This is a genomic window from Streptomyces sp. NPDC002787, assembly GCF_053592095.1.
Map to the genome: position 1 here is coordinate 1 of NZ_JBSFVC010000051.1, position 26,845 is coordinate 26,845.

Genomic DNA, 26,845 nt, shown 5'->3' on the forward strand with positions numbered 1-26,845 from the left:
GGTGCTCCCCTTCGTCGCGTTGCATCCGGACCTTAGCCGCTCAAGGAATCGATGGCACGAAACAATGAAGATCACGATCTACAGCTGGAGTATTAAGCGGCACCTCATCGAGCACCCCTCGGTGGCCAACGCTGCCGCGTACGGCGAAGGGGGCGTGACTGCCAACGGCGTCGTTGCTCGCCTCGCTGGGTTCACGATCCTGACCACTACGGCCATGCCCGCTGGTGTTGACATCGTGGCCGGTCACTCGGAGTTCGCTACTTACGCAAGCCAGTTCACGGGCTTCCGTGAGGGGCAGTCGGAGAAGTACCGGGCTGACTACGTGGACACCCTGCACCTGTACGGCGGCAAGATCGTGCGATACCCCGAGCTGGACACCAAGAAGGCTGACAGCACCTTTGATGAGTCCAAGCCGACCAAGGGAATCATCAAGGCTGCTGTCACGTGGGCCACAGCCTGACCGCTGGACTTGGTTGTTCGGGCCCCTTCCTACCCGGCGGGGGCCCGTTTCCTTTTACTCTGCGTCGATCCAACTGCCGGGCCGGCCGTCACTGACCGTTTCTTGGAGGACCATGTCGAAGATGCGTAACCCGAACTCGCCTCACTCCCGATACAAAGGGCTGGATGTACTGCCGAACGATCACGGCCTCCCCGTTCCGGACATGCCGAGGGTGAGGGAATGGACGGAAGCCGAGCGCGAGCAGTGGCAGCAATGGTGGAACAGCCCGCAAGCCGCACGCTGGGACGAGTCTTACGTTCCGACTGTGGCAGTCATGCTGACCTACTACGGCAAGATCCTCGACGGCGCAGCCACCCGCGACCACCTCACCGAGTACCGACAGTTGGCCACATCCCTTGGCCTGACTGCGGACGGCATGAAGCATGGGATGGACCTTTGAGGGGGACGAATGAGCAGGCGAGCGGCCAAGGCCGGGGCCGCAGGTGAGCTGAAAACAGCCGCTGACTTGTGCAAACAACACAGCCCTCGGCGCGCCGCCGGGGGCTGTTGTCGTACGCCGATCAGGCGACCTCTGACGCCCCTGCGGGGTCGTCGGCGCCTTCGAAGATGTAGTGGCAGTGCTCCCTGAGCACATCCGTACTGCTGTGGGTCATCCAGTCGGCCACGTCGTTCTCGGGGACTCCGGCGTACAGCAGTCGCGACCCGTAGTAGTGCCGGAGTGAGTGCGCCCTGCAGTACTTCACCTGTCCCTTACTCAGAGCTTCCATCCAGATCTTCGGGTAGAAGTACGACGCATAGAGGTAGCCACTTCGCGTCACGTCGGGGAAAAGAAACGGCTCCGGCCCCCATACGCCGTGATTCTCGATGTGCCGCCGTAGCTCGAAGGCGACGTTCGGTGGGAGGGGGACGGTGCGCCCTGGCTCGCCTTCATCACGAGCCTTGATGTGTCGACGCTGAATCGCACTGTTCTTCTCTGACGTGGTGTATCCGTCCTCTGCAATCTCCATCCACAAGAGCCACTGATCAATGATCACCCAGGACCACGGGTGTCCTGTATCCAGGGGCCGGCAACCACCCCACCCATCACAGACCGTTCAGAGCGCGCCGACGCCACACCGCTCAACTTTAAGGACCCTTCAAAGTCAATAAATGTGATGATTTTCAGATATTTATCTGATTTCCGAGTGCTTTGGGGTGTAATTAACCTTTTTGGTATTGTGTGTTTGTTGTATTATTCGCGTTCGATACGCTGTAGGCTGTCCGGGCTGTGCTTGTGATGTCGGCGGGTTCCTTTTGAGTGGAAAACTGGAGGTCTTTCTGTGAATTTTCGAAGTGGGCTGGTCGCGGCGCTGGGAGTGCTCGCAATATCTGCTCTTTCGACAGTGCCGGCATCTGCGGAGGCCGGATGGCAGTCCCTTGGTAACAGTAATTTCTATCCGGACGCGGATGGTAATGGTTGTCACACCACGACGTTTTCCTCTGGTGGCGGCTATATCAGATATTCCTTCTATAGGGTCACGAATTCTGGTGACCGGACGACCGTTCGCATCTATGAGTACGATGCCGGCAATGCTGACGAACTGATAAGCACCGGGTACCCGTACGACGGCACAGTTGCGAGGGTCTATGTCGATAACTTCACTGACGGTGACAACGGCAAAGCTGAGATCTACTTCAAGGTGTCCGAGAGTGACTGCAATGGGGCCCCCTGGGTCCACGTCGAAGACTGACAGTACCGGGACTGACCGCACGGCCGCCGGTGGCCCAGATGGGAGGATCTGCGGGGGCTGTTGAGCGAGGTGCCGCGCAAGAGCCTGTGGCAGCTCGCCGAGGCGGCCGGCCACCCCAACCCCGACCGGTTGCAGGGCTTCCTGGCCAAGGCCGCGTGGGACGCGGGTGTTCTGCGCGACCGGGTCCGCGCCGTCGCGGTCGCCTCCCCGGTCGTCGACGACCGGTGGGGATGGCTCCCGACGCCGTGAGTCCGTGACGCCACCCCTTCCCTTGGAACCCAAGTTCTGTCGGGGGTCGTTCGCATCTGGGGTGAATGGTGCGGATTGTTTGCGTCCGCCCGATGGCGGACCCGGGCGGGGAGGCGTAGGACGGAAGTGCGCGGGGTCCGGTCCCGGATCCCCGTACTCCCACCACCCCCAGGAGGAGCCATGACGCAGCAGGCCGGGAACATGACCGCGATGAGCAGGGAGATGCAGGACTGCGTCGACGCCTGCATGACCTGCCACAGCGTGTGCGAGGAGACCATGAGCTCCTGCATGCAGGCCGGCGGCCAGGACCGCATGCAGATCATGCGCGCGCTGATGGACTGCGCCGAGATGACCCGTATGTGCGCGGACATGATGATGCGCCGCTCGCCGCTGTCCGCCGAGATGTGCGCGATGTGCGCCCGCGCCTGTGACATGTGCGCCGAGGCGTGTATGTCCATGCCGGACGATCAGCAGATGATGCGCTGTGCCGAGGCGTGTCGCCGCTGCTCCGAGACGTGCCGGACGATGGCGGGCGCGACCGCCTGAAACCCGGGTACGCCGGAGGGGCACCCCGGTCGCGGGATGCCCCTCCGTCACGTCGTCCGGATCAGTTGCTCGACACCGTCACCGTGTCGTCGTTCTTCAACTGCTCCACCAGCTGCTTCACCTTCGCGGTGTCCCACTGGAGGTTGCCGTTGGCAGAGTTGCCCGAGATCGGTATGTTCATCGACTTGCCGTCGCCGCCGGTCACACCCTTCATCGCCCAGAACATGTCGGCCAGGTCGTACAGGCTCATGTCCTTGTCGACGATCAGGGTGTCCAGGCCCGCGCTCATCGTCGGGTACAGCTTGAACGGGTTCAGCACCGTGCTCGGCGTCGCCGTCTGGTTGGCGAGGGCCGCGAGGAATTTCTGCTGGTTCTTCGTGCGGTCCAGGTCGCTGCCCGCGAGGGCGTAGCGGGTCCGGACGAAGGCGAGGGCCTGCTCGCCGTTGAGGGTCTGCTTGCCCGCCTCGAAGTCGGCACCGGACTTGGTGTCCTTCATGCCGCCCTTGGGGATCTCGATCTCCACCCCGCCGACCGCGTCGACGATGTTCGCGAAGCCCGCGAAGCCGATCTCGACGTAGTGGTCGATGTGCAGGCCGGTGTTGGCCTCGACGGTGCGGACCAGCAGTTCGGGGCCGTCCTCCGCGTACGCCGCGTTCAGCTTCACCTGACGGCCGGTGCCGGGGAAGGTCTTGCCGGACTCGGAGCCGACGAAGGTGGGTATCTCGACGTTCGAGTCACGGGGGAGTGAGATCAGCGTCGGCCCGCCGGAGCCGGTGTGCAGGATCATCATCGAGTCCGTGCGCTTGCCGTCGGCGGATCCGGTGTGGAGCTCCTTCTTCTGGTCGTCGGACAGGCCCTCACGGCTGTCGGAGCCGACGATCAGGTAGTTGGTGCCCTCGCCCGCCTCGGGCCGCTCGATGACCTTCGACAGGTCGACCTCGCGGTTCAGCTTGGAGTCGGCCCAGAAGTACGTGCCGATGGTCGTCGCCAGCAGCACGACGGTGACAGTGATCGCTGTCACCTTGATACGACGGCGCCAGTCCGGCGCGGGGCGCTCACCCCGGCCGCCGTGGCCACCGGGGCCCCCCGCGCCGCCGGAGCCGTACACCTGGCCGGTGTTGTAGTCGCTGTTGTACCCGCCGCCGTACTGGTCGGGTCCGTTGCCGTAGCCGTCACCGTAGGCGTCGCCGTACGACGGCTGCTGGGGCACACCACCCTGAGGGGGTGCCGACGGGCCGCGACGGACCTGGCGCATCACACGCGCCCCGTCGGGCTGTGCGCTCGCGCTGCCGTGTCCGTAGCCGCCACCGCGGTTGTTGCCGGACCATCCCTCGGGCCAATCGTTCATGCGCCCCAGTGTGCCGGGTAGGGCTGTGTCGTTTACAAGGGTCGATGAAAAACAAAGGCAGGGCTGTTGCGAAGCTGACACAAATTGCACGGATTTGCTGGGTCCGGGCGCCTAAGAGCTCGGGGAGGAGCTGTTCGTGGGCGGGTGCGGGCCCCGATGCGGCTCGTCGGGCAGTTCCTCGCGCCCCTGGAATCCGCCGTGATCCGGGGGCTTCAGGAGCAGGAGACCTCGTCGCCCGTCACCACGTCCGACTCGCTCTGCTCGGGGTCCTCGGCCCTGACCTTGCGGACCTTCTTGAAGTCCGTGCCGGTGATCACCTTGAGGGTGGGGCCCTGGGCGCGGACGGGGCGGAGTTCGGCGCCGGGGAGGGCGGCGCCGAGGGACTTGGCGGAGCGGTCCCAGCGGGGGTCGTAGACGACGACGGTGCGGTGGACGTCGTTCTGCCGGGAGTTGACCGGTGTCTTCGTCGTGCGGAAGCCGGTGGCGGCCAGTTGGCGGTCCACCTCCTTGGCGAGGCCGGGGACGGTCGTGCCGTTCTCCACCTGGACGCGGATCTCCCGGGGGGCGACCTCGACCGGGGCGTACTTGACGCGGGACTTGTACGGGGCGAGGGGGCGGTCGTCGCGCAGCGCCTCGAACAGCCGGCCGGACTTGGTCTCGTCCCACTTGAGGGTCGAGCCGACGCCCTTCACCGCGTACGCCATGCGGGCGATGGGCACGGTGGTGAACTCCGAGGAGGCGGGGCTGAGGTTGCGCATCGCGCGGCCGAGGTCGATCAGCTCGCCGGTGCCGAACTCCTTGTCGGCGCGGACGGAACCGAGGACGGCCTGTGTGACGTCGCGGAACTTCATGGGATTGAGGAGGACACCGGAGGAGGTGGCCTGGGACATCAGGGACGCCATGAAGCGTTGCTGGCGCTTCATACGGCCGAGGTCGGAGGAGCCGTCGGTGTGGCGCGAGCGGACGTACTGCAGGGCCTGGCCGCCGTCCAGTTCATGGGTTCCGGCGGGGAGGTCGAGGCCGGTGTAGGGGTCCTTGAGGGGGCGTGCCGTGCAGATCTCGACGCCGCCCAGGACGTCGACGGTGCGCATGAAGCTGGTGAAGTCGACCTCGACGTAGTGGTCGATCTTCACCTTGGTCATGTGCTCGACCGTCCGCACGGTCAGCTGCGGGCCGCCCTCTGCGTAGGCCGCGTTCAGCTTGATCGGATGGGACCGGAGGGTCTTCCCGGTGGCGCGGTCGATGTGCTCGGGCGTCTCGGCGTACGAGTCGCGCGGCAGGCTCACGATGCTCGCGCGCTCCCGGTCCTCCGAGAGGTGCACGATCATCATCGTGTCCGTGCAGTGGCAGGGGGCGCCACCCAGGCGGTACTTCCGCCGCTCCTCCGCGGTGATCCGGTCGCGTCCGTCGGTGCCGACCAGCAGGACGTTCATGCCGTGGCCCGCCTCGGGGCGGTTCTTCATGTCCCGGAAGGCGTCGACCCGGGCGATCTCGCCCTCCAGGCGGGTCACCACCGCGTGCCCGATGCCCGCGGCGGCCAGCACCACCACCGAGAGGGTCGTCACCGCCCGCATGGCCCAGCTCCGCCGCCGGGGAGGCACGGGAGGCCGGGGCTGCTGCGCTCGGGCTGGGCGGCGGGGCGGTGTGGACACGGGGGACACCTCCGCGAGACCGGTCAGGGAAGTCAGGGATCCGTGAGCACCGTAGGGCCAGGTGATCCGTGCCCCGTCCCCGCGGCCGGGCGGCGCGCGATCGTGTCGCCCGTTCGCGGTAACGTGAGCCTCCTATGAACGCCAAGCCCGACGTGCAGCTCCCCGCCGTGTCTGTGATCATGCCCGTCCTCAACGAGGAGCGGCATCTGCGTGGAGCCGTCCAAGCGATCCTCGCGCAGGAGTACGCCGGCGAGATGGAGGTCGTGATCGCCCTCGGTCCGTCCACGGACCGCACGGACGAGATCGCGGCCGAGCTCGTGGCGGAAGACCCGCGCGTTCACACCGTCCCGAACCCGACCGGCCGCACCCCCGCCGCCCTCAACGCCGCGATCAAGGCGTCCCGTCATCCCATCGTGGTCCGCGTCGACGGGCACGGCATGCTCTCGCCGAACTACATCGCCACCGCCGTACGGCTCCTGGAGGAGACCGGCGCGCAGAACGTCGGCGGCATCATGCACGCCGAGGGCGAGAACGACTGGGAGCACGCGGTCGCCGCCGCCATGACCTCGAAGATCGGCGTCGGCAACGCCGCCTTCCACACGGGCGGACAGGCCGGACCGGCCGAGACGGTCTACCTCGGCGTCTTCCGGCGCGAGGCGCTGGAGCGGCAGGACGGCTACAACGTGGAGTTCATCCGTGCCCAGGACTGGGAGCTGAACTTCCGGATCAGGGAGGCCGGCGGGCTGATCTGGTTCTCGCCGGAGCTGAAGGTGTCGTACCGGCCGAGGCCTTCGGTCAAGGCGCTCGCCAAGCAGTACAAGGACTACGGGCGTTGGCGCCATGTCGTGGCCCGCTACCACTCCGGGTCCATCAACCTGCGCTACCTCGCCCCGCCGACCGCCGTCGTCGCGATCGTGGTCGGCGTCCTGGTGGGCGGCCTGCTGACCCCGCTCGGTTACGTCATCCCCGGCGGCTATCTCGCGGCGATCGTCGCGGGCTCGATCCCGGCGGGCAAGGGGCTGCCGCTCAAGGCCCGCCTCCAGATCCCCGTCGCCCTCGCCACCATGCACATGTCCTGGGGCTTCGGCTTCCTCACCAGCCCCAGGTCGCTGGCGAGGAAGGTCATCGCGTCCCGCCGCCCGGCGGTCCTGACGGAGAGCTGAGCGCGAAAGCCGTACGCCTCGGGCCCCTCTCGATCGCGAGAGGGGCCCGAGGCGTACGGGACGGTCACCAGGTGAATGCCGGGTCGACCTCCATACAGGCCTTCTTGTTCGCGCCGTTGAGGGCGTCCGCCGACTCGGGAGTCGTGTCGTCTTCCTTCTCGGCCTCGTACGTCTTGCCCTCGCGCCAGTCGGCGCCGACGAGGAGCGTGACCCCGCTGACGTTCGTGGACTTCTCCACCTGGCCCAGCGGGATGCCGAGCGCCTTGGCGACGGCCTGGGCGTCGCCCTCCAGCTCGGCGCTCGGGTAGCGCACGACCGTCTTGTCCTCGACGACCGCGGTGGTCGCGTCGGACGAGGCCTTGGCGAAGCCCTTCTCGACGAGCAGCCGGGACACCGTGTGCGCGCGGCCGGCGACCGGGGCGAGGGTGGAGGTCATGGTGCCGTTCTGCACCAGCACCCCGATCTCGTCCTTCGCCGCCGCCGGGTCGTCGGAGCCGGCGTCCTCGGTGGTGGTCTTCTTCTTGTCCTTGCCGTCCAGCGCGATGTCCTCGCGGACCAGCCGGAACAGCTTCTCCGCGTCGCCCTCCTTGGGTACCACCCGCGCGCCGACGTACGTGTACGGCATCGTCGTCATCGTGATCCGCGCAGGCTCGACCTTGCGCAGCTCCGTGCTCAGGTCGTACAGCTCGGTCACCGTGCCGAGGCCCTCGTCGACGGTGAGCGCCTTGGTGGCCTCCTCGGCGAGGTTGCGCAGCTTGTTCGGGTTGGTGATCGTGGCGTTCTCACGCAGCTCGCGGACCATCGCGTTCATGTACTGGTGCTGCGCCTTGGCCCGCGCGATGTCGCTGCCGTCCTCGAAGCCGTAGCGGGTGCGCAGCCACTGCAGGGCCTGCTTGCCCTTGATGTACGTGGTGCCCTTCTCCAGCTTCAGCCCCGAGCCCTTGCCCGTGCTGGTGTGCGAGTAGATGTTGTCGGTCACGCACACCGGCACACCGCCGATCGCGTCGGCCATCGACACCACACCGGCGAAGTCGACCATCATGAAGTGGTCGATCCGTATCCCGGTCAGCTCCTGCCAGGTGGCGACCGTGCAGCCGGGGCCGCCGCGACGCAGCGAGTCGTTGGTCATCGCCGAGGTGGACGCCTGGTACACCTCGCCGCTGTCCGGGTCGGTGCACTTGGGAATGTCGAGCAGCGTGTCGCGGGGCATGCTGACGACCGACATGTTGGTGCGGTCGGCGGACAGGTGCAGCAGCATCTGGACGTCGGCGAGCGGCGGCCCGTCGAAGGTGTCCTTGGCGCCGCCGAGTTTCTGGTTCTCCTCGGTGTCCCGCGCGTCCGAGCCGATGAGCAGGATGTTCAGCGGGGTCTGACCGGCCGCGTTCGGGGTCGGCTCGGCGATCTTCGTGTCGCCGAGGTTCAGCTTCTCCTTCTTGATGTTGTCGTTGAGGTGCTGGTAGTAGAGATAACCGGCACCCGAGGTGCCGAGTATCACGACCGCCAGGACCGTCGCCGACCAGCGCAGCACCCGTCTGCGCCGTGGCCTCCTGGGGGTGTTCAACCGCCCCCGGTCACCGCCGCCTCGTCCGCGCTGCTCCGGGACTCTGACGTCCGCGTCGCCGTCCGAGCCGGACGAGTCGTCCTGCGGTTCCTGGTCCCCGTCCCGCTCGCCGGATTCCTCGACGCGCGGCCCCCCGTCCCCGCGCACGTCGCTCCGTACCATCTCCCTGCCCCTCCCCACCCTGCTGTGGCGGGGCCGTCCCCGCCTCCTGTTGGACTGTCGAGACCCCAACTCGGATGTACGCATGTTCTGTTGAACGCGCCATGCGTTCCGACCGGATGACATGCGGACACGGGTCGGTACGGCGGCACCGGCCGCCGACGACGACATTCAGAACCCACCGGCCGGGCGCGTCCTCGCGCCCGCCCGTCCTCACCCTCGCTCGCGCCCTGATAGACGCGCGACGACCCCGTCAGGTCATCAACTGGCGCACTTTTCCTTGTCCGCGGTGTTCTTCTGGACGTCCAGATCGGCCGCGGACGGCGCGCTCAGTGACACTCCGGCGCCCTTGAAGTCCTCGCCCAGCGTCAGCACCATCGCGGGCAGCCCCTGGGAGTTGGTCTCGCTGCCGCCCTCGGAGGGCTTCAGTGCGGACGCGGACAGACCCATGAGGTCGGCCAGCTTGCGCGCCTGGTCGGCCTGGTCGGGGTCGTACGCGAGGGTCGTCTTCGCAAGCGTCTTGTCGGCGTTGCCGAGCTGACTCGACTTGGTCACGCCGACATCGTTCTGCATCCAGCTGAGAGTGGCCTGTGCGCTGCCGGCCTCGGCGCCGCCGTTGTAGATGTTGACCCGGACCTCGGATGCGTCGGCGCGCGTGCCCTTGAGCTTCGCGGCCTCCTTCTCCTTGGCCTTCTTCTTCACCTCGCTGAGCGAGACGTCGTTCTTGATGGTCTCGAAGAGCTGCTCGGCCTTGCCCGGTGTGGGCAGCACGGTCGCGCCGTCGGTGTTGTCGACGACCGGCACGGTGGTGAAGGTGATGTTCTTCGTCTTGACCTTGCCGACCTCCTTGCCGAGCGAGGCCAGCTTCTTGATGTCGGAGATCTTGGAGTCGACGGACAGCGCGCTGGTCGCGGCCTCCGCGAGGTCCACCACCTTCGTCGGATCGGTCAGCGTGTCCTTGGACTTCATCTGGCGGATCATCGAGCTGAGGAACTGCTGCTGCAGCTCGATCCGGCTCAGGTCGCTGCCGAGGCCCACGCTGTAGCGGGTGCGCAGGAACGCCAGCGCCTCCTCGCCCTCGATGGTGTGCTTGCCGGCGCTGAGGTCCAGCTTGGACTTGGAGTCCTTGATGTCCTTCGCCAGACAGACCTCGACGCCGCCGATGGCCGTGGAGAGCGTCTTCACCGCGTTGAAGTCGGCGACCATGAAGTGGTCCGACTTGATGCCGGTCAGCTCCTCCACGGTGCGCACCGTGCAACTCGGCGTACGGCCGTCCTGGCCGAGGCTCGTGTTGAACCGGACGTTGGAGGTGCCCCGGATGTTCTTCTTGGAGCCGTCCTCTTGTGTGGTGAGGCAGTCCGGGATGTCCACGATCATGTCGCGCGGGATGCTCATCGCGGTCGCGTTCGTGCGGTCCTTGGAGACGTGCAGCAGGATCGTGGTGTCGGCGTGGCCGACGCTCTCCTTGTCGCCGTAACTCTCGTTGCCCGCGCCGGTCCGCTTGTCCGTGCCGATCACCAGCAGGTTGATCGCCCGGTCCTTGCTGAAGCCGCCGGTGCTCGCGCCGTCGTCCGAGATCTTCTGGATGTTGTTGTTGAGGTGCTGGTAGTACAGGTAGCCCGCGGCGCTCACCCCGACCAGCAGGAAGGCCAGCGAGCCGCCCGTCCACACCGCTATCCGCTTGCCCACGGATTTCTTGGGCTTCGTCCTGCCCCGGCTGCCCCGGCGGCCCGGCAGCGGGTCCTCCTCGGGCATGCCGCGCCGACGCCGGGGGCCCGGCAGCGTGTCGGGGATCTCGCGGGTCTCCGGAGCCGCCGTCGCCGTACGCGCGGACGAGCCGGCCGACCTGGCTCCCGCCCCGGGCCTGCGCGGCCTCGGCACACCCCCCGACTGCGGTGCGGAAGGAGTCAGTCGCAGTTCGTATTCACCGGTGCTCGGGTTGAGTACCCACTGGTCTGCGGGGTCGATGTCGTCCGCCCGCCCACGGCCTTGCGCGTCCACGGTTGTCTGATTCCTCCGTCGGGGCCACGCGGCGCCTTCCCCCTCAAAAGACGCTCGGGTCTCGATGCAAGTGGTGCGTGAGCGAGAAGGCCCGACGCACCGGATCGCTCACACTAGCCGCCCGATCAGGCGTCAAGCGACGGCGGTGACAAATTGCACGTCCCTACAACTGGGCAATCTGCCCATTTCCTAGACCATTTGTTCCTTGTGTTGACGTGCGCTTTACCTGCGGACCCCCTCCGCGGTCACCCACGGGACTTCTTGGTGGTCAGTCGCAGGTCTCCTCCGCGGCCGTGCTGCCGCGGAAAGTCGGCATCGGATCCGGTGCGTCGGAGAGTCCTCCCGAAAGCTCTTCCGTATGCCCTTCCCCCATGCCTTCGGGCAGTTCCCGTGCCACCGCCACCGGTACGTCGGAACGCAGCCGGGCGAAAAGCGTCCGCGCCGCCGGTTCCACGAGCTCATCGCGGTTGGCGTCGTACGCATACGACTTCCGGGGAACGGTCAGGAATTGCACCTTTTCTATGGGAATCGTGCGCATGCCACGTGCAAGGTCGTAGAGCCCGCGCAGACTCGCCAGCCCCGGGTCCGTGGTGAGGGACGACGTGGCCGCGTCCAGCACGGGATACAGCTTCACCGGATTCAGCAGTACGCCATTGCTGCGCACCTTCGCGGCCAGCGCCGCGAGGAACCGCTGCTGCCGGTCCATCCGCTCGGTGTCACTGCCGTCCCCCAACGACTTACGGGCCCGCACATAGCCCAGCGCCTGCTCGCCGTCGAGCTTCACCTTTCCCGCGGGCAGTCGCAGCTTGGCCTGTTTGTCGCGAATGGGCGCGGCGAGACACACCTCGACGCCGTCGACGGCGTCGACCATCTCCTTGAATCCCCTGAAGTCCACGACGACGTGATGGTCGATCCGAATATCGGTCATCCGCTCGACGGTCCGAATGGTGCAGGCGGAACCCCCGTTCTGGAAGGCGTAGTTGAACATCGTGAACACCGGCTCGGTCCGACTGCCGTCCGGTCGCCGGCAGCTCGGCACATCCACCATCAGATCCCTCGGCAGCGACACCGCGGTCGCGCTCCGCCGATTCGCCGCCAGATGCAACAGGATCGTCGTGTCCGACCGCTCGGTCCCCGAATCCCGCCCGTACTCGGCGTTGCCGTCCCCCGACCGTGAGTCCGACCCGATCACGAGGATGTTCTGCGCGTCCCGCACCAGCGCCGTCGGCCGCTCCTTGTCGAACCGCGCCAGCTCGTCCGCCGCCGTCCGGTCCGACGTGATGTTCCCGTCCAGCTTCTGGTACGCGGCCCACCCCACCCCCAGGGCCCCGACCACCATCAGCACGGCCCCGCCCCCCACCCACCGCACCCACCGCCGCCGACGTCGGCGTAGGGGCCCCAGCCCGGTGGGCGAACCGCCCGCACCGGGCCCCGGCCCACCCGCCTTCCCTCCGACGTCGTCCACTTCCGTCCACCCCTCACGGCACACGACAGACTCGTTGCTCTTACGACGATGGCGCGAGAGGGGGGTGGGGGCGGCTGGGGCTAGGCCGAACGGGGGATGGGGCGCCTGTCTCACGGGGCGGGCGTCAGCCGCGCCCGGAAAGGGGCGCGGGGAACCGCGCGAGCAACCCCACACGACCCGCGGCCGCCCGACAACGGCGCCCCTACGGCGTCACCGCGCGGTAGCCGTCACCCGTTCACTCTCGATCCGCTTCGCCAGCGCATCCTCACCCAACCGCTCAAGGTGCCGGCACAACACCACGGACCCCCCGGTGGCGAGCGGCCCGTACAGCCCCGCGGCCAACCCCTCCCACGTGTCGTACGGCAACCCCGACAACAACCGGGACCCCGGCCCCGTCAGCCCGAGCCCGCCCGCCTCCGCGCGAGCCCGCTCGACGACCTCCGCCCCGCTGAACTCCCGTCCGGCCACGATCAGCGCCGCCTCCTCGGGGTCCACCGGCGCGTACGCCACGAACCGGTCCCCCTGCGACGGCACCTCGACGGCGTAGTCGGCGAATCCCGGAGGGGTCTGCGGGAACCGCCCCCCGAGCGGCCGCAACGCGAGAGCGACCCGCTCCCCGGAACACGCCCGGGCCTCCTCCAGCGCATCCGGCCCGCTCACCACGATGTCGGCCGCCCCCGCGTCCCCGCCGACATCGGCGACCACCCCCACCGACGAACACGCCAGCAGCCACACCGCCGTCTGCCAGTGCGCCGGCAGCAGCAGCGCGACCCGGTCCCCCGGCTCCGCCGACAACTCGCCCTGAAGGAGGTTCGCGGTCTTGGCCACCCAATTGGCGAAGGTGGCCACGGACAATTCGACCCGCTCGCCCGTGGCGTCGTCGTAGAAGGTCACCAGGGGGCGCGCGGGATCCGCGGCGAGCGCGGATCGCAGCAGGTCGGCAGGGGTGCGGTCGGTGGCGTTCACCCGCGTAAGCGTACGCGGGACCGGGACGCGGCACGGCCTCCGGGCCGCGCGGAGGGGCCACCGGTTCGGCGGAGTGCGGCAGACGGCCCGTCAATTCCTGGATGGACAGATATGTATGACTATGTTCAGGATCAGACACATGCGTAGATTTCGATTCCTTGCCTCCTCGATCGGCGTCACCTGCGCGGCGGCACTCGCCCTTCCGGCGGCCCTCCCCGCGACGGCGACCGCGGCGACCCCGGCGGACCCGTCCACCGTGGCGGCCCAGACCCCGGTGCGGGCGCCGGCCCCCACCACCCCGCTCGCACTCGCGCCCGTGTCCGGCAGTACCCAGTCGTTGCCCCTCGTTCCCCGGGGAGCGGACCGCGGCCTCGGCCCGGCCGCCGCCGAACAGGGGCTGGAGAAGCGGGACGTGCGGTCGTTCTCGCTGGTCGGCGTCGTCTGGGACGACCCGGACACCGAACTTCACGGCCGCGTCCAGGTGCGTACGCGCGCGAAGGGCACCGACCGCTGGTCCGGCTGGCAGGACGTCGAGACGCACAACCACGAGCACGCGGCCGACCCGGACACCGCCGAGCGTTCCTCGGGTCGGGTGCGCGGTTCCACCGCCCCGCTCTGGGTCGGCGACTCGGACGGCGTCGAGGTACGCGTACGCGCCGAGACCCGGGGCCGTACGGCCGCTCCGGGCGTCCAGTTGCTCCCGGACGGTCTACGTCTGGAGCTGGTCGACCCCGGCTCCGGCGTCCCGGAGGGCGCGGCGGGACCGGCGTCCCTGACGGGTGCCGTACAGGCGGTCGAGCCCCCGCCCGTCGGCACCCCCGTGGACACCCCGAGGCTGAGCACGCTGACCGTCGAGTCGGCCGCCTCCTCCGCTGTCAACGCCGACCTCGCGCCGCTCGGCGCCACCACCATCCCGGCGCTGTCACGCAAGGAGACGGAGGAGCGGCTGGCCAACGTGGCGCCCGGACTGAAGCCGTACATCGGGCCCCGTCCGCGAATCGTCACGCGGGCCGGCTGGGGCGCCGACGAGAAGCTGCGCGAGCGCGACTTCCGCTACACCAACCGGGTCGACGCGGCCTTCGTGCACCACACGGCCTCGGGCAACAACTACAAGTGCGCGCAGGCGCCTTCCGTCATCCGCAGTATCTACCGCTACCACGTGGTGAGCAGCGGCTGGCGCGACATCGGCTACAACTTCCTCGTCGACAAGTGCGGAAACATCTACGAAGGCCGCGCGGGTGGTGTCGCGAAGGCCGTCATGGGTGCCCACACCCTCGGTTTCAACACGAACACCATGGGCATCGCGGTCATCGGCAGCTACGGCACCACCAAGCCACCGGCCGTGTCGGTCAAGGCGATCGCGCAACTAACCGCCTGGAAACTCGGTCTTTACGGGGCGAACCCGAAGGGCAAGACATACCTCACTTCAGGTGGTGGCAATCTTTACCCAAAAGGTAAGAAGGTACGACTGCACGTGATCTCCGGCCACCGGGACGGGTTCGCGACCGACTGCCCGGGGGGGCGCCTTTACGGAAAGCTCGGCGCGACGCGTACGGCGGCCGCCGGCTATCAAGGCCGATAGCGCGGCGACAGGGTGATGGGGGGAACCGGGGTGCGAGCACACCGGCCAGGAACCGTGACCGGCCGGAGGCCACCGCCGGACGCATGACACAGGCCGAGGGCACGCCAGCCGTGCCCTCGACGGACGACGCCGTGAGTGTGCCTCGCCGCACGCCCGCGGCCAACCGCACGGCCACGAAGGCGCCATGGAACGGTCTGCATACACTGGCCGGTCGAATGACAGTTCGGCCGGTCCCGGCAGGAAGCAGAGACGACAGGTGACAGAAGCGATCCTCCTGGTCGGCGGCAGAGGCACCCGGCTGCGCCCGCTCACGGTGCATACTCCCAAGCCCATGGTCCCGGCGGCCGGAGTCCCTTTCCTCACACACCAGTTGGCGAGAGCCAAGGCGGCGGGAGTGGACCACATAGTCCTAGCCACCTCTTATCTCGCCGAGGTCTTCGAACCGCACTTCGGTGACGGTTCCGCCCTCGGCCTCCACCTCGAATACGTCACGGAGGAGGAACCGCTGGGCACCGGCGGCGCGATCCGCAACGCGGCCTCGTACCTCCACTCCGGCCCCGAGGACCCCGTCCTCGTCTTCAACGGCGACATCCTCACCGGCCTGGACATCCGCCGCCTGGTCGCCACCCACGAGACGACCGGCGCCGACGTCTCCCTCCACCTGACCCAGGTGACCGACCCGCGTGCCTACGGTCTCGTCCCCACCGACGCGACGGGCCGCGTCCTGGCCTTCCTGGAGAAGCCCCAGACGCCCGAGGAGATCGTCACCGACCAGATCAACGCGGGGGCGTACGTCTTCCGCCGCTCGGTCATCGACACGATCCCGGCGGGCCGCCCGGTCTCGGTGGAACGGGAGACGTTCCCGGGCCTGTTGGCGGCAGGCGCCCATCTGCAGGGCATGGTGGACTCCACCTACTGGCTGGACCTCGGCACCCCGGCGGCCTTCGTCCGGGGCTCCGCCGACCTCGTCCTGGGCCGAGCCCCGTCCCCCGCCGTCCCCGGCCGCTGCGGCGACCGCCTCGTCCTGCCCACCGCCCGAGTCGCGGGCGACGCCAAACTGACCGGCGGCACGGTGGTGGGCGAGGGCGCGTTCGTGGGCGAGGGCGCGCGGGTCTCCGGCAGCACCGTCCTGGCCGGAGCGGTCGTGGAACCCGGCGCGGTCATCACCGACTCCCTCATCGGCGCCCGGGCCCGCATAGGCGAACGCTCCATCCTCACCGGCGCCGTCGTCGGCGACGGCGCGATCATCGGCGCGGACAACGAACTCCGCACAGGCGTCCGAGTCTGGTGCGACGCCCAAATCCCCACGGGGGCGCTCCGCTTCTCGTCGGACCAGTAACGCGAGAGCTCGGGGGGTGGCGGTCGTGGGGCGACTGCGGGTGGTTCGTGGCTGATCGCGCAGTTCCCCGCGCCCCTCAAAAAGCAGGGGCTGCGCCCCGTGCTTTTTGTCTTTGGGGGCGCGGGGAACTGCGCGAACAACCCCCACCCACCCGCACCCGCCAAACCACCCCACCCACCCGAGCTCTCAGGCGAAACGGGGTCGAAGGGGCAGCGCCCCTGGGGGATGGGGCGGGTAGGGGCGGCGGGGTCGAAAGCCCCATAGGCGCCCCATCCCTACAGGCGCCCGATATCCCCGCGAGGCATCCGCGGCGCCCGCCGCGCCGGCACCCGCCCCGACAACAGAATCAACCGAGCCGCCCGATGCCGCTGCCCCGCATACGGCTCCAGCAACGACAACATCACCGAGTCGTCCGCATCCCGGTCCCCCGCCAACGCGAACCCCACGATCCCCGGCAGATGCAGATCCCCCGTGGTCACCTCATCCGCCGCCCCATGACTCCGCTGCACGGTCTCCGCCGACGTCCAGGGCCCGATCCCCGCCACCAACTCCAGCCGCGCCCGCGCGTCCACCGGCGACATCCCCACGGCCTCCTCCAGCCGCCCCGCCACCCGGACCGCCCGCAGAATCGTCGACGCCCGCTTGTTGTCGACCCCGGCCCGGTGCCACTCCCAGGACGGAATCAACGCCCAGTCCCGAGCCCCCGGCATCACGTGCATCCGCCCGGGCGCGGGCCCCGGCGCCGGCTCCCCGTACTTCCGTACGAGCAACCGCCACGCCCGATACGCCTCGTCCGTCGTGACCTTCTGTTCCAGCACCGACGGAATCAACGACTCCAGCACCAGCCCGGTCCGCGTCAGCCGCAACCCCGGACGCCGCCGCCAGGCCATCGCCACGACCCGATGCCGAGGCACGAAGACGTCCGGCTCGTCGGCCGTCCCGAGCATCGAGGGCAGCTGATCGAGCAGCCACGCGGCCCCCGGCCCCCAGGCCTCCGCCTCGACGACGCCACCCCGCATCGCGACCCGCAGGGTCCCGGCCCCGGTGGGCGTACGACTGGCCCGCCACACGGACCCGTCCGGCATGGCCCGGAACGTGGGGTCCCCGGGGCCCCGCCGAAGCGGCCCCAGAACCAGCCCCAGATCCAGCGGCCATTCCGGCGCCCACGTCCGGCGCCGCCCAGGCGCTGCCCCCTGCCGAGGCACGCCGGCCACCACGACATGCCCACCCCGCACAGTCGTACGAGTGGGCCGCTGAGGAAAACGTCCGGCCAAGAGGAGGTCCTAAGGAGAGATGCGGTGCCTTATGAGCCTAGGGGGCCTGCGGGTCTTCAGGGGCCGCGGGAACTGCGCGATCAACCACAACCAACCTGCACTCGCCCACCGAACCCACACCATCCCGAACGGTGGGCGCCCCGGCCACGCACGCGACGTCACCGAACCTCGATGAACGCCCCCGCGTCCCGCTCACCCCGCGCCGGAGGCGCACCCGCCGCATGCCCCACAGCGACCGCCCCCATCGGGTCCCACCCCTCCGGCAGCGCCAGCACCCCCCGCACGACATCCCGGCAGAACATCGTCGACGACACCCACGCGGACCCCAGCCGCTCCCCGGCCAGCGCGACGAGGAAGTTCTGCACCCCGGCACCGGCCGCGACGACGAACATCTCCCGCTCGGCCGCGTCCCGCCGCGCGTCCCCATAGGAATGCGCCCCGTCCATCACCAGACACGGCACCACCAGGTACGGCGCCTTGCGCAGCACATCCCCGCGCCGCACCCGCTTCGCGATGGACTCCTCGCTCTTGCCGTCCCGCCGCAGGTCCGCGACCCACGCGTCCCGCATCGCGTCGAGCAGCCGTACCCGCGACTCCTCGGACTCCAGCAGCACGAACCGCCACGGCGTCGTGTGGTGCGGCGCCGGCGCGGTGACGGCGGCGGCCACGGCCCGCCGCACCGCCCCGGGGTCGACCGGCTCGTCCGTGAACGCCCGGACCGTACGCCGCTGGGTCACGGCCAGCCGTACGGCCTCGGAGGTACCGAGCCGGAACATGTCGTCCTGGGCTCCCCGGACGAGGGCCCGTGTCCCCTCGCCGTCGTCCTCGGCCACCACATGTCCCAGTCCGCGCACGACGGCGACGGGCAGCCCGGCGGCCTTTCCCTTCACCAGGTCACCGGCGGCGGCCAGCTCGTCGGCGGTGGCGACGACGGTCGCGCTGAGCGGATTGCCGTGGGCGTCGGTGCCGCCCCGCAGGTCGTCGAGGACCCGCACACCGGCCGCCCCGATGGCGACGTCCGTCAGCCCGCTGCGCCAGGGCCGCCCGAAGGTGTCGGTGACGACGACCCCGACCTCGACCCCGAGCGCGTCCCTGATGCCGTCCCGGATCGACCGCGCGGAGGCGTCGGGATCCTCGGGCAGCAACAGCACGGTCCCGGCAGGCGTGTTGGAGGCGTCGACCCCGGCGGCGGCCATCACCAGCCCCTGCCGGTTCTCCACGATCCGCAACGCCCCGCGCCGGGCCACCACCCGCACGGTCTCGGCATCGATGGCGGCCTCGCGATCGACGGCCTCGACGACCCGCCCCTCCGCCTTGGACACGATCTTGGAGGTGACGAGCAGCACGTCCCCGTCGACCAGCCCCGGCTCGGCCGCGGCGATCAGCTCGGCGAGGTCGTCCCCCTTCCGTACCTCGGGAATCCCGGCCAGAGCCCAGACCCGGTAACCCGTACGGGGCGGCGGTATCTCTCTCACGTTCTCCTCGCTCAAGCTCCCCGCACCTCCTCCGCCAGCGCCAGTGCCTCGCGTGCCATCGCCGCCGTGGCGTCCAGGTCCGTCATCATCAGCGGCACGGCCCGGCACCGTATCCCGGCGGTCTCGACGCGCTCGACGGTGCCCGCGTCGACGGTGTCGACGAGCCAGCCGTCGAGGAGCCCGGAGCCGTAGTGCTCGGCGACGGCCGCGGCCGTGGACTCGACGCCGACGGCAGCGAGGACCTTGTCGGCCATCCCGCGCACGGGTGCGTCGCCGACGATGGGGGAGAGGCCGACGACCGGTACCCCGGCCTCGGCGATCGCCTCCCGGATGCCGGGCACGGCGAGGATGGTGCCGACGGAGACGACGGGGTTGGACGGCGGGAAGAGGATCACGTCCGCCTCGGCGATGGCCTCCAGGACCCCGGGCGCCGGCTTCGCCTGCTCGGCGCCGACCGGCACGATCGCCTCGGCGGGCACGGAGGCCCGCAGCCGCACCCAGTACTCCTGGAAGTGGATCGCCCTGCGCTCGCCGTCCTGCTCGACGGCGACATGGGTCTCGACGCGGTCGTCGGTCATCGGGATGAGCCGCACGCCCGGCTTCCACCGGTCGCACAGTGCCTCGGTGACCGCGCTCAGCGGATATCCGGCGCTGATCATCTGCGTCCGCACGATGTGCGTGGCGAAGTCCCGGTCGCCGAGCCCGAACCACTCAGGCCCGACGCCGTACGCCGCGAGCTCCTCCTTCAGATGGAAGGTCTCGTCGGCCCGGCCCCAGCCCTGCTCCTCGTTGATGCCGCCGCCGAGCGTGTACATCACCGTGTCGAGGTCGGGGCAGACCTTCAGCCCGAAGAGGTGGATGTCGTCCCCGGTGTTGCCGATGACCGTGATGTCCGCGTCCGGCACGGCCCGCTTCAGACCGCGCAGGAACCGGGCACCACCGATGCCGCCTGCCAGAACCACAATGCGCATGGGAGCAGTCTCGCAGGCGGGTGCGACAACGGGTCGCCCGGCCGCGAGCACGGCCGGTTCCACACGGTCCCCGTCACGTGCCCGGTCCCGGGCCCGCCCCGCGCGACGGTCGGACGACGACGTGCGGGGCCAGGGGGTCAGGGGGGTCAGGCCGTGACGGTCGCCGCGTCCGCCGCGCAGGCCTGCGTGTGCATCGGCATGTCCGTCAACCCGGGGTAGTAGACGTGCAGGCTGACGGCCGGTTCGAGCGTGTCGTTGACGACCTCGTGCGCGTAGCCCGGCGCGAACACGCGCTGCGCGCCCGCGCCCAGCGCCCGCGTGCCCCGGTCGGTGCGCTCGGTCAGCGTGCCGTCCAGCACGGTGAGTACGCCGGAGGAGCCCCCGTGGTCGTGCAGCCCGGTGCCCTGCCCCGGCACCCAGGACAGCAGCCACACCTCGTACCCGGGGCCGGTCTGCAGCCGGTGGTACCAGCGTGTCGTCGCGTCGTACTCGACGAGGTGCTCCCACCGGGAGCGGTCCTCGGCGAGGGAACGGGCCAGTCCGGCGAACTCGGCCACGGTGACGGGGTGTTGGCGCGGCGCCTGGAGGAGGTGGGGTACTTCGAGGAGGTCGCCGGCGATCTGGAGGTCGCTGTCGCTGTTCATGAAGTGGGGTGGTCCTCGACGGAGAGTGCGTGGGGGAGGGCTGGGTGTCACGTACGGGAACAGCAGCCGAGCCGGACGGGCTCAGTGGCAGCCGGAGCGCGGGGAAAGGCTCAACAGCCGGGACAGCAACAGCTACAGCGACAGCGGGCAGCACCGAGGGACCCGGCGGTGCGGGTCGAGGTGAGTGCCAAGTGCGCGAGCATGCCCACAAGCACAGCGGTTCACACCTCCGCTGTCAACTTCACGTCCGGTATGTGGATGTCCGTTCACCTCATCCGGTGCATCGGTGCGGCGAAAGGTTTGTGCTGGCGGTGTCGAGGACACATGGGGCACAACCCGGAACGAGTGAGTGGGCCCGAGCCGGAACGAGATCGAACTCCTGGGCGTCCTTTCCCGTAAGGAAGGGTGATCCGGTGGGAGTTCCCCTCTGCCGCCGCGCTGCTGTCGGGGTTTATGCCGATTTGAACACTTTCCGCATAGCCTTGGTTCCGCAGAGTGAATAAGGGGCTCAATAGCAGATCTCGGCTTGACTCGCCCGTAGCAGCCCACTTGTAATTTCACTCGTGTCGTTCAGCCGAAATCGGTAACGGCCGCACGACGGGGACGCGAAAGACGGACGAGGGGCGCACATGACCGAGCTCGTGCAGCAACTGCTGGTCGACGACGCGGACGAGGAACTCGGCTGGCAGGAGCGCGCGCTGTGCGCCCAGACCGATCCCGAGTCCTTCTTCCCCGAGAAGGGCGGCTCGACCCGCGAGGCCAAGAAGGTCTGCCTCGCCTGCGAGGTCCGCTCCGAATGCCTCGAGTACGCCCTCGCCAACGACGAGCGGTTCGGTATCTGGGGCGGCCTGTCGGAGCGCGAGCGCCGCCGCCTCAAGAAGGCGGCGGTCTGACCCCCTCACGGCACAGTCGAACAAGCACGGCCCGTCGCACGTGGGTTATCCACAGGCGGCGGGCCGCCGTGCTGCTCAGCCGTTAGTGTGGGCCCTCGTCCGAGACGTCCCGCTGTCCCCGCCGGACACAGACGTCCACCGCAGTCCATCGAACCGGGGCCCGTACCTCGATGTCCGTGCACAGCCACACCGCAGCTCACCAAGACGCTGCCACCCCTGAGTTCCCACGTCATGTGGTGACCGCGGTCCTCGTCGCGCACGACGGCGCCCGCTGGCTGCCCGACGCGCTCGCTGGGCTCCTCGGCCAGGAGCGCCCCGTGCAGAGCGCCATGGCGGCCGACACCGGCAGCGCGGACGCCTCCGCCCAGCTCCTGTCCGACGCCCTCGGCGCGGACCGCGTCCTGCACCTCGCCCGACGCACCGGTTTCGGCCAGGCCGTCGAGGAGGCCCACCGCACCGCGGGCGTCCTCACCCAGGACGACCTGGCGTACCTCAGGCGCCCCAGCGGCTGGGACCCGGTCACCCGCAGCTGGCGCGACGACGCGTACGACATGCCGGAGCTCCCGCACGGAGAGCCCGTCCAGTGGCTGTGGCTGCTGCACGACGACTGCGCCCCCGAACCCGACGCCCTCGCCCAGCTGCTGCGGGTCGTGGAGAACGAACGCGAGCTGGGCCGCGACGACGTGGCCGTCGTCGGCCCCAAGCTGCGCGGCTGGTACGACCGCCGTCAGCTCCTGGAGGTCGGCGTCACCATCGCCCACTCCGGCCGCCGCTGGACCGGCCTGGACCGCCGCGAGCAGGACCAGGGCCAGCACGACCACGTCCGGCCCAGCCTCGCCGTGTCCACCGCCGGCATGCTGATCCGCCGCGACGTCTTCGAGGAACTGGGCGGCTTCGACCGCCGCCTGCCCCTCATGCGTGACGACGTCGACCTGTGCTGGCGCGCCACCGCCGCCGGGCACCGCGTCCTCGTCGCCCCCGAAGCCGTCGTACGACACGCCGAGGCGTCCTCCCGCGAGCGCCGCACCGTCGACTGCGTGGGCCGCAGCGCCGCCTCCCCGCACATGGTCGACAAGGCGGGCGCGGTCTACACCCTCCTCGTCAACTCCCGTACGGCACAGCTCCCCTGGGTGCTGCTGCGCATCGTCCTCGGCACCCTGCTGAGAACCGTCGCGTACCTCGTCGGCAAGGTCCCCGGACAGGCCGTCGACGAGATCCGCGGTCTGCTGAGCGTCCTGCTGCGGCCCGAGCGGATCATCGCCGGGCGACGCAGGAGAGGCCGCCCGCAACTGGACAAGGGCGAATTGCGCCCGCTGTTCCCGCCGCCCGGCGCCACCATCAGGGCCACCGTCGAGCAGGCCGCGGGCGATCTGTTCGGCCGCTCCGACACCGAGTCCTCCCCGGCCGGACGGCACGGCGGCGCGGTCGAGTCCGGCCCCGGCGACGACGACGCCGACTTCCTGCAGGTCGAGCAGTTCGCCCGGCTCAAGCGCATCGCGCGCGCCCCCGGACCGGTGCTCTTCGCGCTCCTGCTGCTCGCCTCGCTCGTCGCCTGCCGTGAACTGCTCGGCGGCGGCGCGCTCGCGGGCGGCGCCCTGCTGCCCGCGCCCGCCGACTCCGCCGAGCTGTGGGCGCGCTACTCGGACGCCTGGCACCCCGTCGGCGCGGGCGGCGCCGAGGCCGCGCCGCCGTATCTGGCGATCGTGGCCCTGCTCGCCTCGCTGCTGTTCGGCTCCACCGGACTCGCGGTCACCGTGCTCCTGGTGGCCTCCGTGCCCCTGGCCGGCTTCACCGCGTACTTCGCCTCGCGCCGCCTGGTCGAGTCCCGGCTGCTGCGTGCCTGGGCGGCCGTCGTGTACGCCTTCCTCCCCGCCGTCACCGGCGCGCTCGCGACCGGCCGCATCGGCACCGCCGTCCTCGCGATCCTGTTGCCCCTCATCGCGCGCGCGGGCGCCGCGGCCGCCGGGCTCACGAACAGCACGGGGGCGCGCGGCAGCTGGCGCGCCACCTGGGCGTACGCGCTGCTGCTGACGATCACCACCGCGTTCACCCCGATCGTGTGGCCCATCGCGTTGCTCCTCGGCCTCGGGCTCCTCGTCGTGCGCCGCCGCGAGATCACCGCCTACGGCCCGCGCTTCCTCGCCCAGCTCGGCACCCCCCTGCTGATCCTCGCCCCCTGGTCGCTGACACTGCTGCCGCTCGGCTTCTTCCAGCAGGCCGGGATGGAGTACGGCCAAAGCCCGGCCTCGGCGACCGACCTGCTCGGCATCAGCCCCGGCGGGCCCGGCACGGTCGGCGGACTGACGCTCATCGGTGTCGTCCTGGCCGCGCTGGCCGCGCTGCTGCGCTCGGAACGGCAGTTGGCCATCAGGACCGCCTGGACGGCAGCCCTGGTGGCCCTCGTCCTCGCGGTCCTCTCCAACGGCTCGACCTGGGCCGGCCCCGCGACCCTCGTCTACGGCATCGCCCTGCTCGCCGCCGCCACCCTGGGCGCCGACGGAGCACGTTTCCGCGTGGCCGAGCAGAGCTTCGGCTGGCGCCAGCCGGTGGCCGTGCTCATCGCGCTCGCCGCCGCCGTGGGCCCGCTGCTGGCCGCCGCCGGATGGATGCTCGGCGGCGCCGACGGCCCCCTGGAGCGCCGCGACCCCGTCCAGGTGCCCGCGTTCGTCGCCGAGGAGAGCGGCACCCGCGACCAGGCCCGCACCCTGGTCCTCGAAAGCGACTCCACCGCCAAGGTCGCCTACACCCTCGTCCGCGGCTCCGGCGTCCGCCTCGGCGACGCCGAACTGACCGCCGCCGCCGGGGAGAACAAGCAGCTGGACCAGGTCGTCGCCAACCTGGTCGCGGGCTCCGGCGCGGACCAGACCGACGAACTCGGCGGCTTCGCCGTGCGGTACGTCCTCGTCAGCCCGGGCGCGCCCCGAGAGGTCAGCCGCGTCCTGGACGCCACACCCGGCCTGAGCCGGCTCAGCCAGCAGGACGGCAGCGCCCTGTGGCGGGTGGACCGCCAGGTCGCCCGCGTCACCATCGAGGCCTCCTCCGGCGACCCGAAGGCCGTCGCGGCGGGCCCCGTTGACGTGCACACCACCATCCCGGCCGGCGGTTCGGGCCGGGTCCTGCGCCTCGCCGACACCGCCGACGAGTCCTGGACCGCCACCCTCGACGGCAAGCCGCTCACCCCGACCACGGTCGACGGCTGGGCCCAGGGCTTCCAACTGCCCGTCGACGGCGGCAGGCTGGACGTCACCTTCGACGCCCCGGTGACCCACACGGGCTGGCTGTGGGCGCAGGGCTCGCTCGCCGTCGTCCTCGTGGTCATGGCCCTGCCCGGCCGCCGCCGGGACGTCGACGACGACCTCCCCGACGAGCCCGTCGCCGTGCCCGCCCAGGACATCACCGGCGACGGCCGCCGAGCCCGCCGCCTGCGCGCCCAGGCGGAGGCCGAGGCCGAACAGTCCCCCGACCCCGGCCTGCCCGCCCCTCCGGAGGAGGTCCCGGTCGCGGCCCCCGTCCCGCAGCAACAGGCGTACGGCGAGTGGCAGACCACGGACCACGCGGGCGCGGGCGCCGAGTACGGCCACTACGACCAGCAGTACCAGGGAGCCCAGCAGTACCCCGCGGGCACGTACGACCAGCAGCACTACCAGGCCGACCCCTACCAGGGCGGCCAGTACGACCCGTACGCCTCCTACGGGGGCAACACGGCCTCGTACGACCAGACGTACACCCAGGGCTACGACGCGACGTACGACCCGTCGCACGGCACCGGCGCCGACAGTGAGCGCCCCGACGGGAGCCAGCAGTGAACCGCCAGACCCTGTCCCTGATCGCCGGCGCGACCGCCCTCGCCGCCGTCACCGGATTCGCCGCGCTCACCACGCCCGACGCCTCCGGCGGCGACACCACCACCAAAGCCGCCGCCCAACTGCCCGTGCAGCGCACCAGCTTGCTCTGCCCTCAGCCGAGCACCTCGGACGTCGCGGAGACCACGTACACCTCTTTCACGCCCGTCACCGAGGGCACCGGCGACGACGGCAGCGCCGAACTCGTGGCGGCGGGCGAGAAGGCGACGGACAAGGCCGGCAAGGACAAGGCAGGCAAGCCCGTCGTCCAGCCCAAGGAGCCCGGCAAGCCCGTCACCGGCAGCACCGACGGTGGCGAATCGCCCGCGCTGATCGGCACGGCCGAGGGTGAGTTCGCGCCCGGCTGGACGGTCCAGGAGACCACCGAGGTCGCCGCCGGCACCGGCCGCGGTCTGCTCGGCGTCAACTGCACCGCGCCGGACACGGAGTTCTGGTTCCCGGGCGCCGGCACGGCCGAGGGTCGCACCGACTACGTCCACCTCACCAACCCGGACGACTCCGCGGCCGTCGTCGACATCGAGCTCTACGGCAAGGACGGCGCCCTGGAGTCGACGGTGGGGGAGGGGATCACGGTCCAGCCCCGCTCCAGCGAGCCGGTCCTGCTGTCGACGCTGGCGACGGCGAAGGAGGCCGACCTCACGGTCCACGTCAGCGTCCGCAGCGGCCGGGTCGCCGCCGCGGTCCAGGCCCTCGACGACAAGCTCGGCGGCGACTGGCTCGCCGCCGCGGCCGACCCGGCCGGCAGTCTCGTACTCCCCGGCATCCCGAAGGACGCGACCTCCGTACGCCTCGTCGCCTTCGCCCCCGGCGAATCCGACGCCGACCTGAAGCTGCGGCTCGCCTCGCCCAACGGCCCGATCACCCCCGCCGGCAACGAGACACTGCACGTCAAGGGTGGTATGACCGCATCCGCCGACCTCGGTGACATCACGCGCGGCGAGGCCGGTTCCCTGCTCCTTACCCCCGCCGACGCGTCGGTTCCGGTGGTGGCCGCCCTCCGTGTCGTCCGAGGAAAGGGCGACAATCAGGAAACGGCGTTCATCCCGGCCACCCGCGCGGTCGGCGCGCGCGCCACCGTCACCGACAACAGCGCCAAGGGCACGACCCTTGCCCTCACCGCCCCCACCGGCACGGCCAAGGTCAAGGTCACCGCGTCCGCCGGCACGGGGGGTGGCGAAGCCACGACCAAGACGTTCACCATCAAGGCCGGCACCACCCAGAACGTCGCCCTGCCCGCCCCCGCCGGCCTCAAGGGCACCTACGCCCTCACCGTCGAACCGACCTCAGGCGGCCCCGTCTACGCCTCCCGCACCCTGGAATCCAAGCTCGACACCCTTCCGGCCTTCACCATCCAAACCCTCCCGGACGACCGAGGCACGGTAGCGGTACCGGAGGCGGAACAGGACTTGTCGGTCCTGCAGCGGTAGTTCTTCCGCGGGAGAGCTCGACGGCCTCTGCGGGCCGAAAGCAGGGGGCGCAGCCCCTGCTTTTCAGGGGCGCGGGG

At 70.1% G+C, this 26,845-nt stretch carries 21 protein-coding genes and 1 pseudogene; 11 read left to right on the plus strand and 11 right to left on the minus strand.

All coding sequences use genetic code 11. The annotated features are described in order from the left end of the window. Positions 1-460 (plus strand): annotated as a pseudogene (locus ACWD26_RS40800) (hypothetical protein); the annotation flags it as partial. A 112-nt stretch (positions 461-572) separates the two neighbouring features. Continuing rightward, positions 573-899 carry a phage terminase small subunit gene (locus tag ACWD26_RS40805; RefSeq protein ID WP_451278279.1) on the plus strand — a complete coding sequence of 109 codons (327 nt, stop codon included), beginning with the start codon at positions 573-575 and terminating at the stop codon, positions 897-899. A 121-nt stretch (positions 900-1,020) separates the two neighbouring features. Here ACWD26_RS40805 and ACWD26_RS40810 read toward each other — a convergent pair whose 3' ends face one another. Next, positions 1,021-1,494 (minus strand): tyrosine-type recombinase/integrase, encoded by a 474-nt coding sequence (locus ACWD26_RS40810; protein WP_451278281.1) that lies wholly within the window; start codon positions 1,492-1,494, stop codon positions 1,021-1,023. A gap of 285 nt (positions 1,495-1,779) precedes the next feature. Between ACWD26_RS40810 and ACWD26_RS40815 the strand changes: the two genes are divergently transcribed. The 3 genes from ACWD26_RS40815 (at position 1,780) to ACWD26_RS40825 (ending at position 2,985) form a co-directional block, all read left to right on the plus strand. Continuing rightward, entirely contained in the window at positions 1,780-2,190 is a 411-nt protein-coding gene (locus tag ACWD26_RS40815) for a hypothetical protein (protein WP_451278283.1), read from the plus strand. Between the two features lie 60 nt (positions 2,191-2,250). Beyond that, positions 2,251-2,439 (plus strand): hypothetical protein, encoded by a 189-nt coding sequence (locus ACWD26_RS40820; protein ID WP_451278285.1) that lies wholly within the window; start codon positions 2,251-2,253, stop codon positions 2,437-2,439. A 180-nt stretch (positions 2,440-2,619) separates the two neighbouring features. Next, the gene (locus tag ACWD26_RS40825) at positions 2,620-2,985 is read left to right on the plus strand and encodes a four-helix bundle copper-binding protein (protein ID WP_451278287.1); all 366 of its coding nucleotides are present in this window, start codon (positions 2,620-2,622) and stop codon (positions 2,983-2,985) included. A 61-nt stretch (positions 2,986-3,046) separates the two neighbouring features. Here ACWD26_RS40825 and ACWD26_RS40830 read toward each other — a convergent pair whose 3' ends face one another. Both ACWD26_RS40830 and ACWD26_RS40835 read right to left on the minus strand, forming a co-directional pair. Continuing rightward, the gene (locus ACWD26_RS40830; RefSeq protein WP_451278289.1) at positions 3,047-4,333 is read right to left on the minus strand and encodes an LCP family protein; all 1,287 of its coding nucleotides are present in this window, start codon (positions 4,331-4,333) and stop codon (positions 3,047-3,049) included. A 212-nt stretch (positions 4,334-4,545) separates the two neighbouring features. Then, positions 4,546-5,985, minus strand: coding sequence for an LCP family protein (locus tag ACWD26_RS40835; protein ID WP_451278291.1), 1,440 nt, complete (start codon positions 5,983-5,985; stop codon positions 4,546-4,548). A 134-nt stretch (positions 5,986-6,119) separates the two neighbouring features. Here ACWD26_RS40835 and ACWD26_RS40840 point away from each other — a divergent pair, with 134 nt between their 5' ends. Continuing rightward, complete coding sequence (locus ACWD26_RS40840; RefSeq protein WP_451278293.1) at positions 6,120-7,148, plus strand: glycosyltransferase family 2 protein; 1,029 nt, start codon at positions 6,120-6,122, stop codon at positions 7,146-7,148. A gap of 64 nt (positions 7,149-7,212) precedes the next feature. Here ACWD26_RS40840 and ACWD26_RS40845 read toward each other — a convergent pair whose 3' ends face one another. The 4 genes from ACWD26_RS40845 to ACWD26_RS40860 all read right to left on the minus strand — a co-directional run bounded on the left by ACWD26_RS40845 (position 7,213) and on the right by ACWD26_RS40860 (position 13,300). After that, positions 7,213-8,871, minus strand: coding sequence for an LCP family protein (locus tag ACWD26_RS40845; RefSeq protein WP_451278295.1), 1,659 nt, complete (start codon positions 8,869-8,871; stop codon positions 7,213-7,215). 258 nt (positions 8,872-9,129) lie between these two features. Further along, positions 9,130-10,869, minus strand: coding sequence for an LCP family protein (locus tag ACWD26_RS40850; RefSeq protein ID WP_451278297.1), 1,740 nt, complete (start codon positions 10,867-10,869; stop codon positions 9,130-9,132). A 268-nt stretch (positions 10,870-11,137) separates the two neighbouring features. After that, on the minus strand, positions 11,138-12,334 hold the full coding sequence (locus tag ACWD26_RS40855; RefSeq protein ID WP_451278299.1) for an LCP family protein: 1,197 nt from the start codon (positions 12,332-12,334) through the stop codon (positions 11,138-11,140). Between the two features lie 210 nt (positions 12,335-12,544). Continuing rightward, the gene (locus ACWD26_RS40860) at positions 12,545-13,300 is read right to left on the minus strand and encodes a TIGR03089 family protein (RefSeq protein ID WP_451278301.1); all 756 of its coding nucleotides are present in this window, start codon (positions 13,298-13,300) and stop codon (positions 12,545-12,547) included. 121 nt (positions 13,301-13,421) lie between these two features. Between ACWD26_RS40860 and ACWD26_RS40865 the strand changes: the two genes are divergently transcribed. Both ACWD26_RS40865 and ACWD26_RS40870 read left to right on the plus strand, forming a co-directional pair. Further along, positions 13,422-14,882, plus strand: coding sequence for an N-acetylmuramoyl-L-alanine amidase (locus ACWD26_RS40865; protein WP_451278337.1), 1,461 nt, complete (start codon positions 13,422-13,424; stop codon positions 14,880-14,882). A gap of 256 nt (positions 14,883-15,138) precedes the next feature. Beyond that, positions 15,139-16,221 carry a sugar phosphate nucleotidyltransferase gene (locus ACWD26_RS40870; RefSeq protein WP_451278303.1) on the plus strand — a complete coding sequence of 361 codons (1,083 nt, stop codon included), beginning with the start codon at positions 15,139-15,141 and terminating at the stop codon, positions 16,219-16,221. Positions 16,222-16,496: 275 nt separating this feature from the next. Here the strand turns inward: ACWD26_RS40870 and ACWD26_RS40875 are convergent, their stop codons facing one another. The 4 genes from ACWD26_RS40875 to ACWD26_RS40890 form a co-directional block, all read right to left on the minus strand. Then, complete coding sequence (locus ACWD26_RS40875) at positions 16,497-17,495, minus strand: DNA-3-methyladenine glycosylase family protein (RefSeq protein WP_451278305.1); 999 nt, start codon at positions 17,493-17,495, stop codon at positions 16,497-16,499. Positions 17,496-17,653: 158 nt separating this feature from the next. Next, positions 17,654-18,985 carry a coenzyme F420-0:L-glutamate ligase gene (locus tag ACWD26_RS40880; protein ID WP_451278307.1) on the minus strand — a complete coding sequence of 444 codons (1,332 nt, stop codon included), beginning with the start codon at positions 18,983-18,985 and terminating at the stop codon, positions 17,654-17,656. Beyond that, positions 18,982-19,941 (minus strand): 2-phospho-L-lactate transferase, encoded by a 960-nt coding sequence (gene cofD, locus ACWD26_RS40885; protein ID WP_451278309.1) that lies wholly within the window; start codon positions 19,939-19,941, stop codon positions 18,982-18,984. Before cofD ends, ACWD26_RS40880 begins: the two co-directional genes overlap by 4 nt. Before the next feature lie 146 nt (positions 19,942-20,087). Continuing rightward, positions 20,088-20,585 carry a cysteine dioxygenase gene (locus tag ACWD26_RS40890; RefSeq protein ID WP_451278311.1) on the minus strand — a complete coding sequence of 166 codons (498 nt, stop codon included), beginning with the start codon at positions 20,583-20,585 and terminating at the stop codon, positions 20,088-20,090. A gap of 629 nt (positions 20,586-21,214) precedes the next feature. On the opposite strand from ACWD26_RS40890, the gene ACWD26_RS40895 reads away from it, so the two are divergent. The 3 genes from ACWD26_RS40895 to ACWD26_RS40905 all read left to right on the plus strand — a co-directional run bounded on the left by ACWD26_RS40895 (position 21,215) and on the right by ACWD26_RS40905 (position 26,768). Continuing rightward, positions 21,215-21,478: a WhiB family transcriptional regulator gene (locus ACWD26_RS40895; RefSeq protein ID WP_003975777.1), complete on the plus strand. Its 264-nt coding sequence runs from the start codon at positions 21,215-21,217 to the stop codon at positions 21,476-21,478. Positions 21,479-21,648: 170 nt separating this feature from the next. Next, positions 21,649-25,284 (plus strand): glycosyltransferase, encoded by a 3,636-nt coding sequence (locus ACWD26_RS40900; RefSeq protein WP_451278313.1) that lies wholly within the window; start codon positions 21,649-21,651, stop codon positions 25,282-25,284. Beyond that, on the plus strand, positions 25,281-26,768 hold the full coding sequence (locus ACWD26_RS40905; protein ID WP_451278315.1) for a DUF5719 family protein: 1,488 nt from the start codon (positions 25,281-25,283) through the stop codon (positions 26,766-26,768). The genes ACWD26_RS40900 and ACWD26_RS40905 overlap by 4 nt, the downstream gene beginning before the upstream one ends. Positions 26,769-26,845 lie beyond the last annotated feature (77 nt).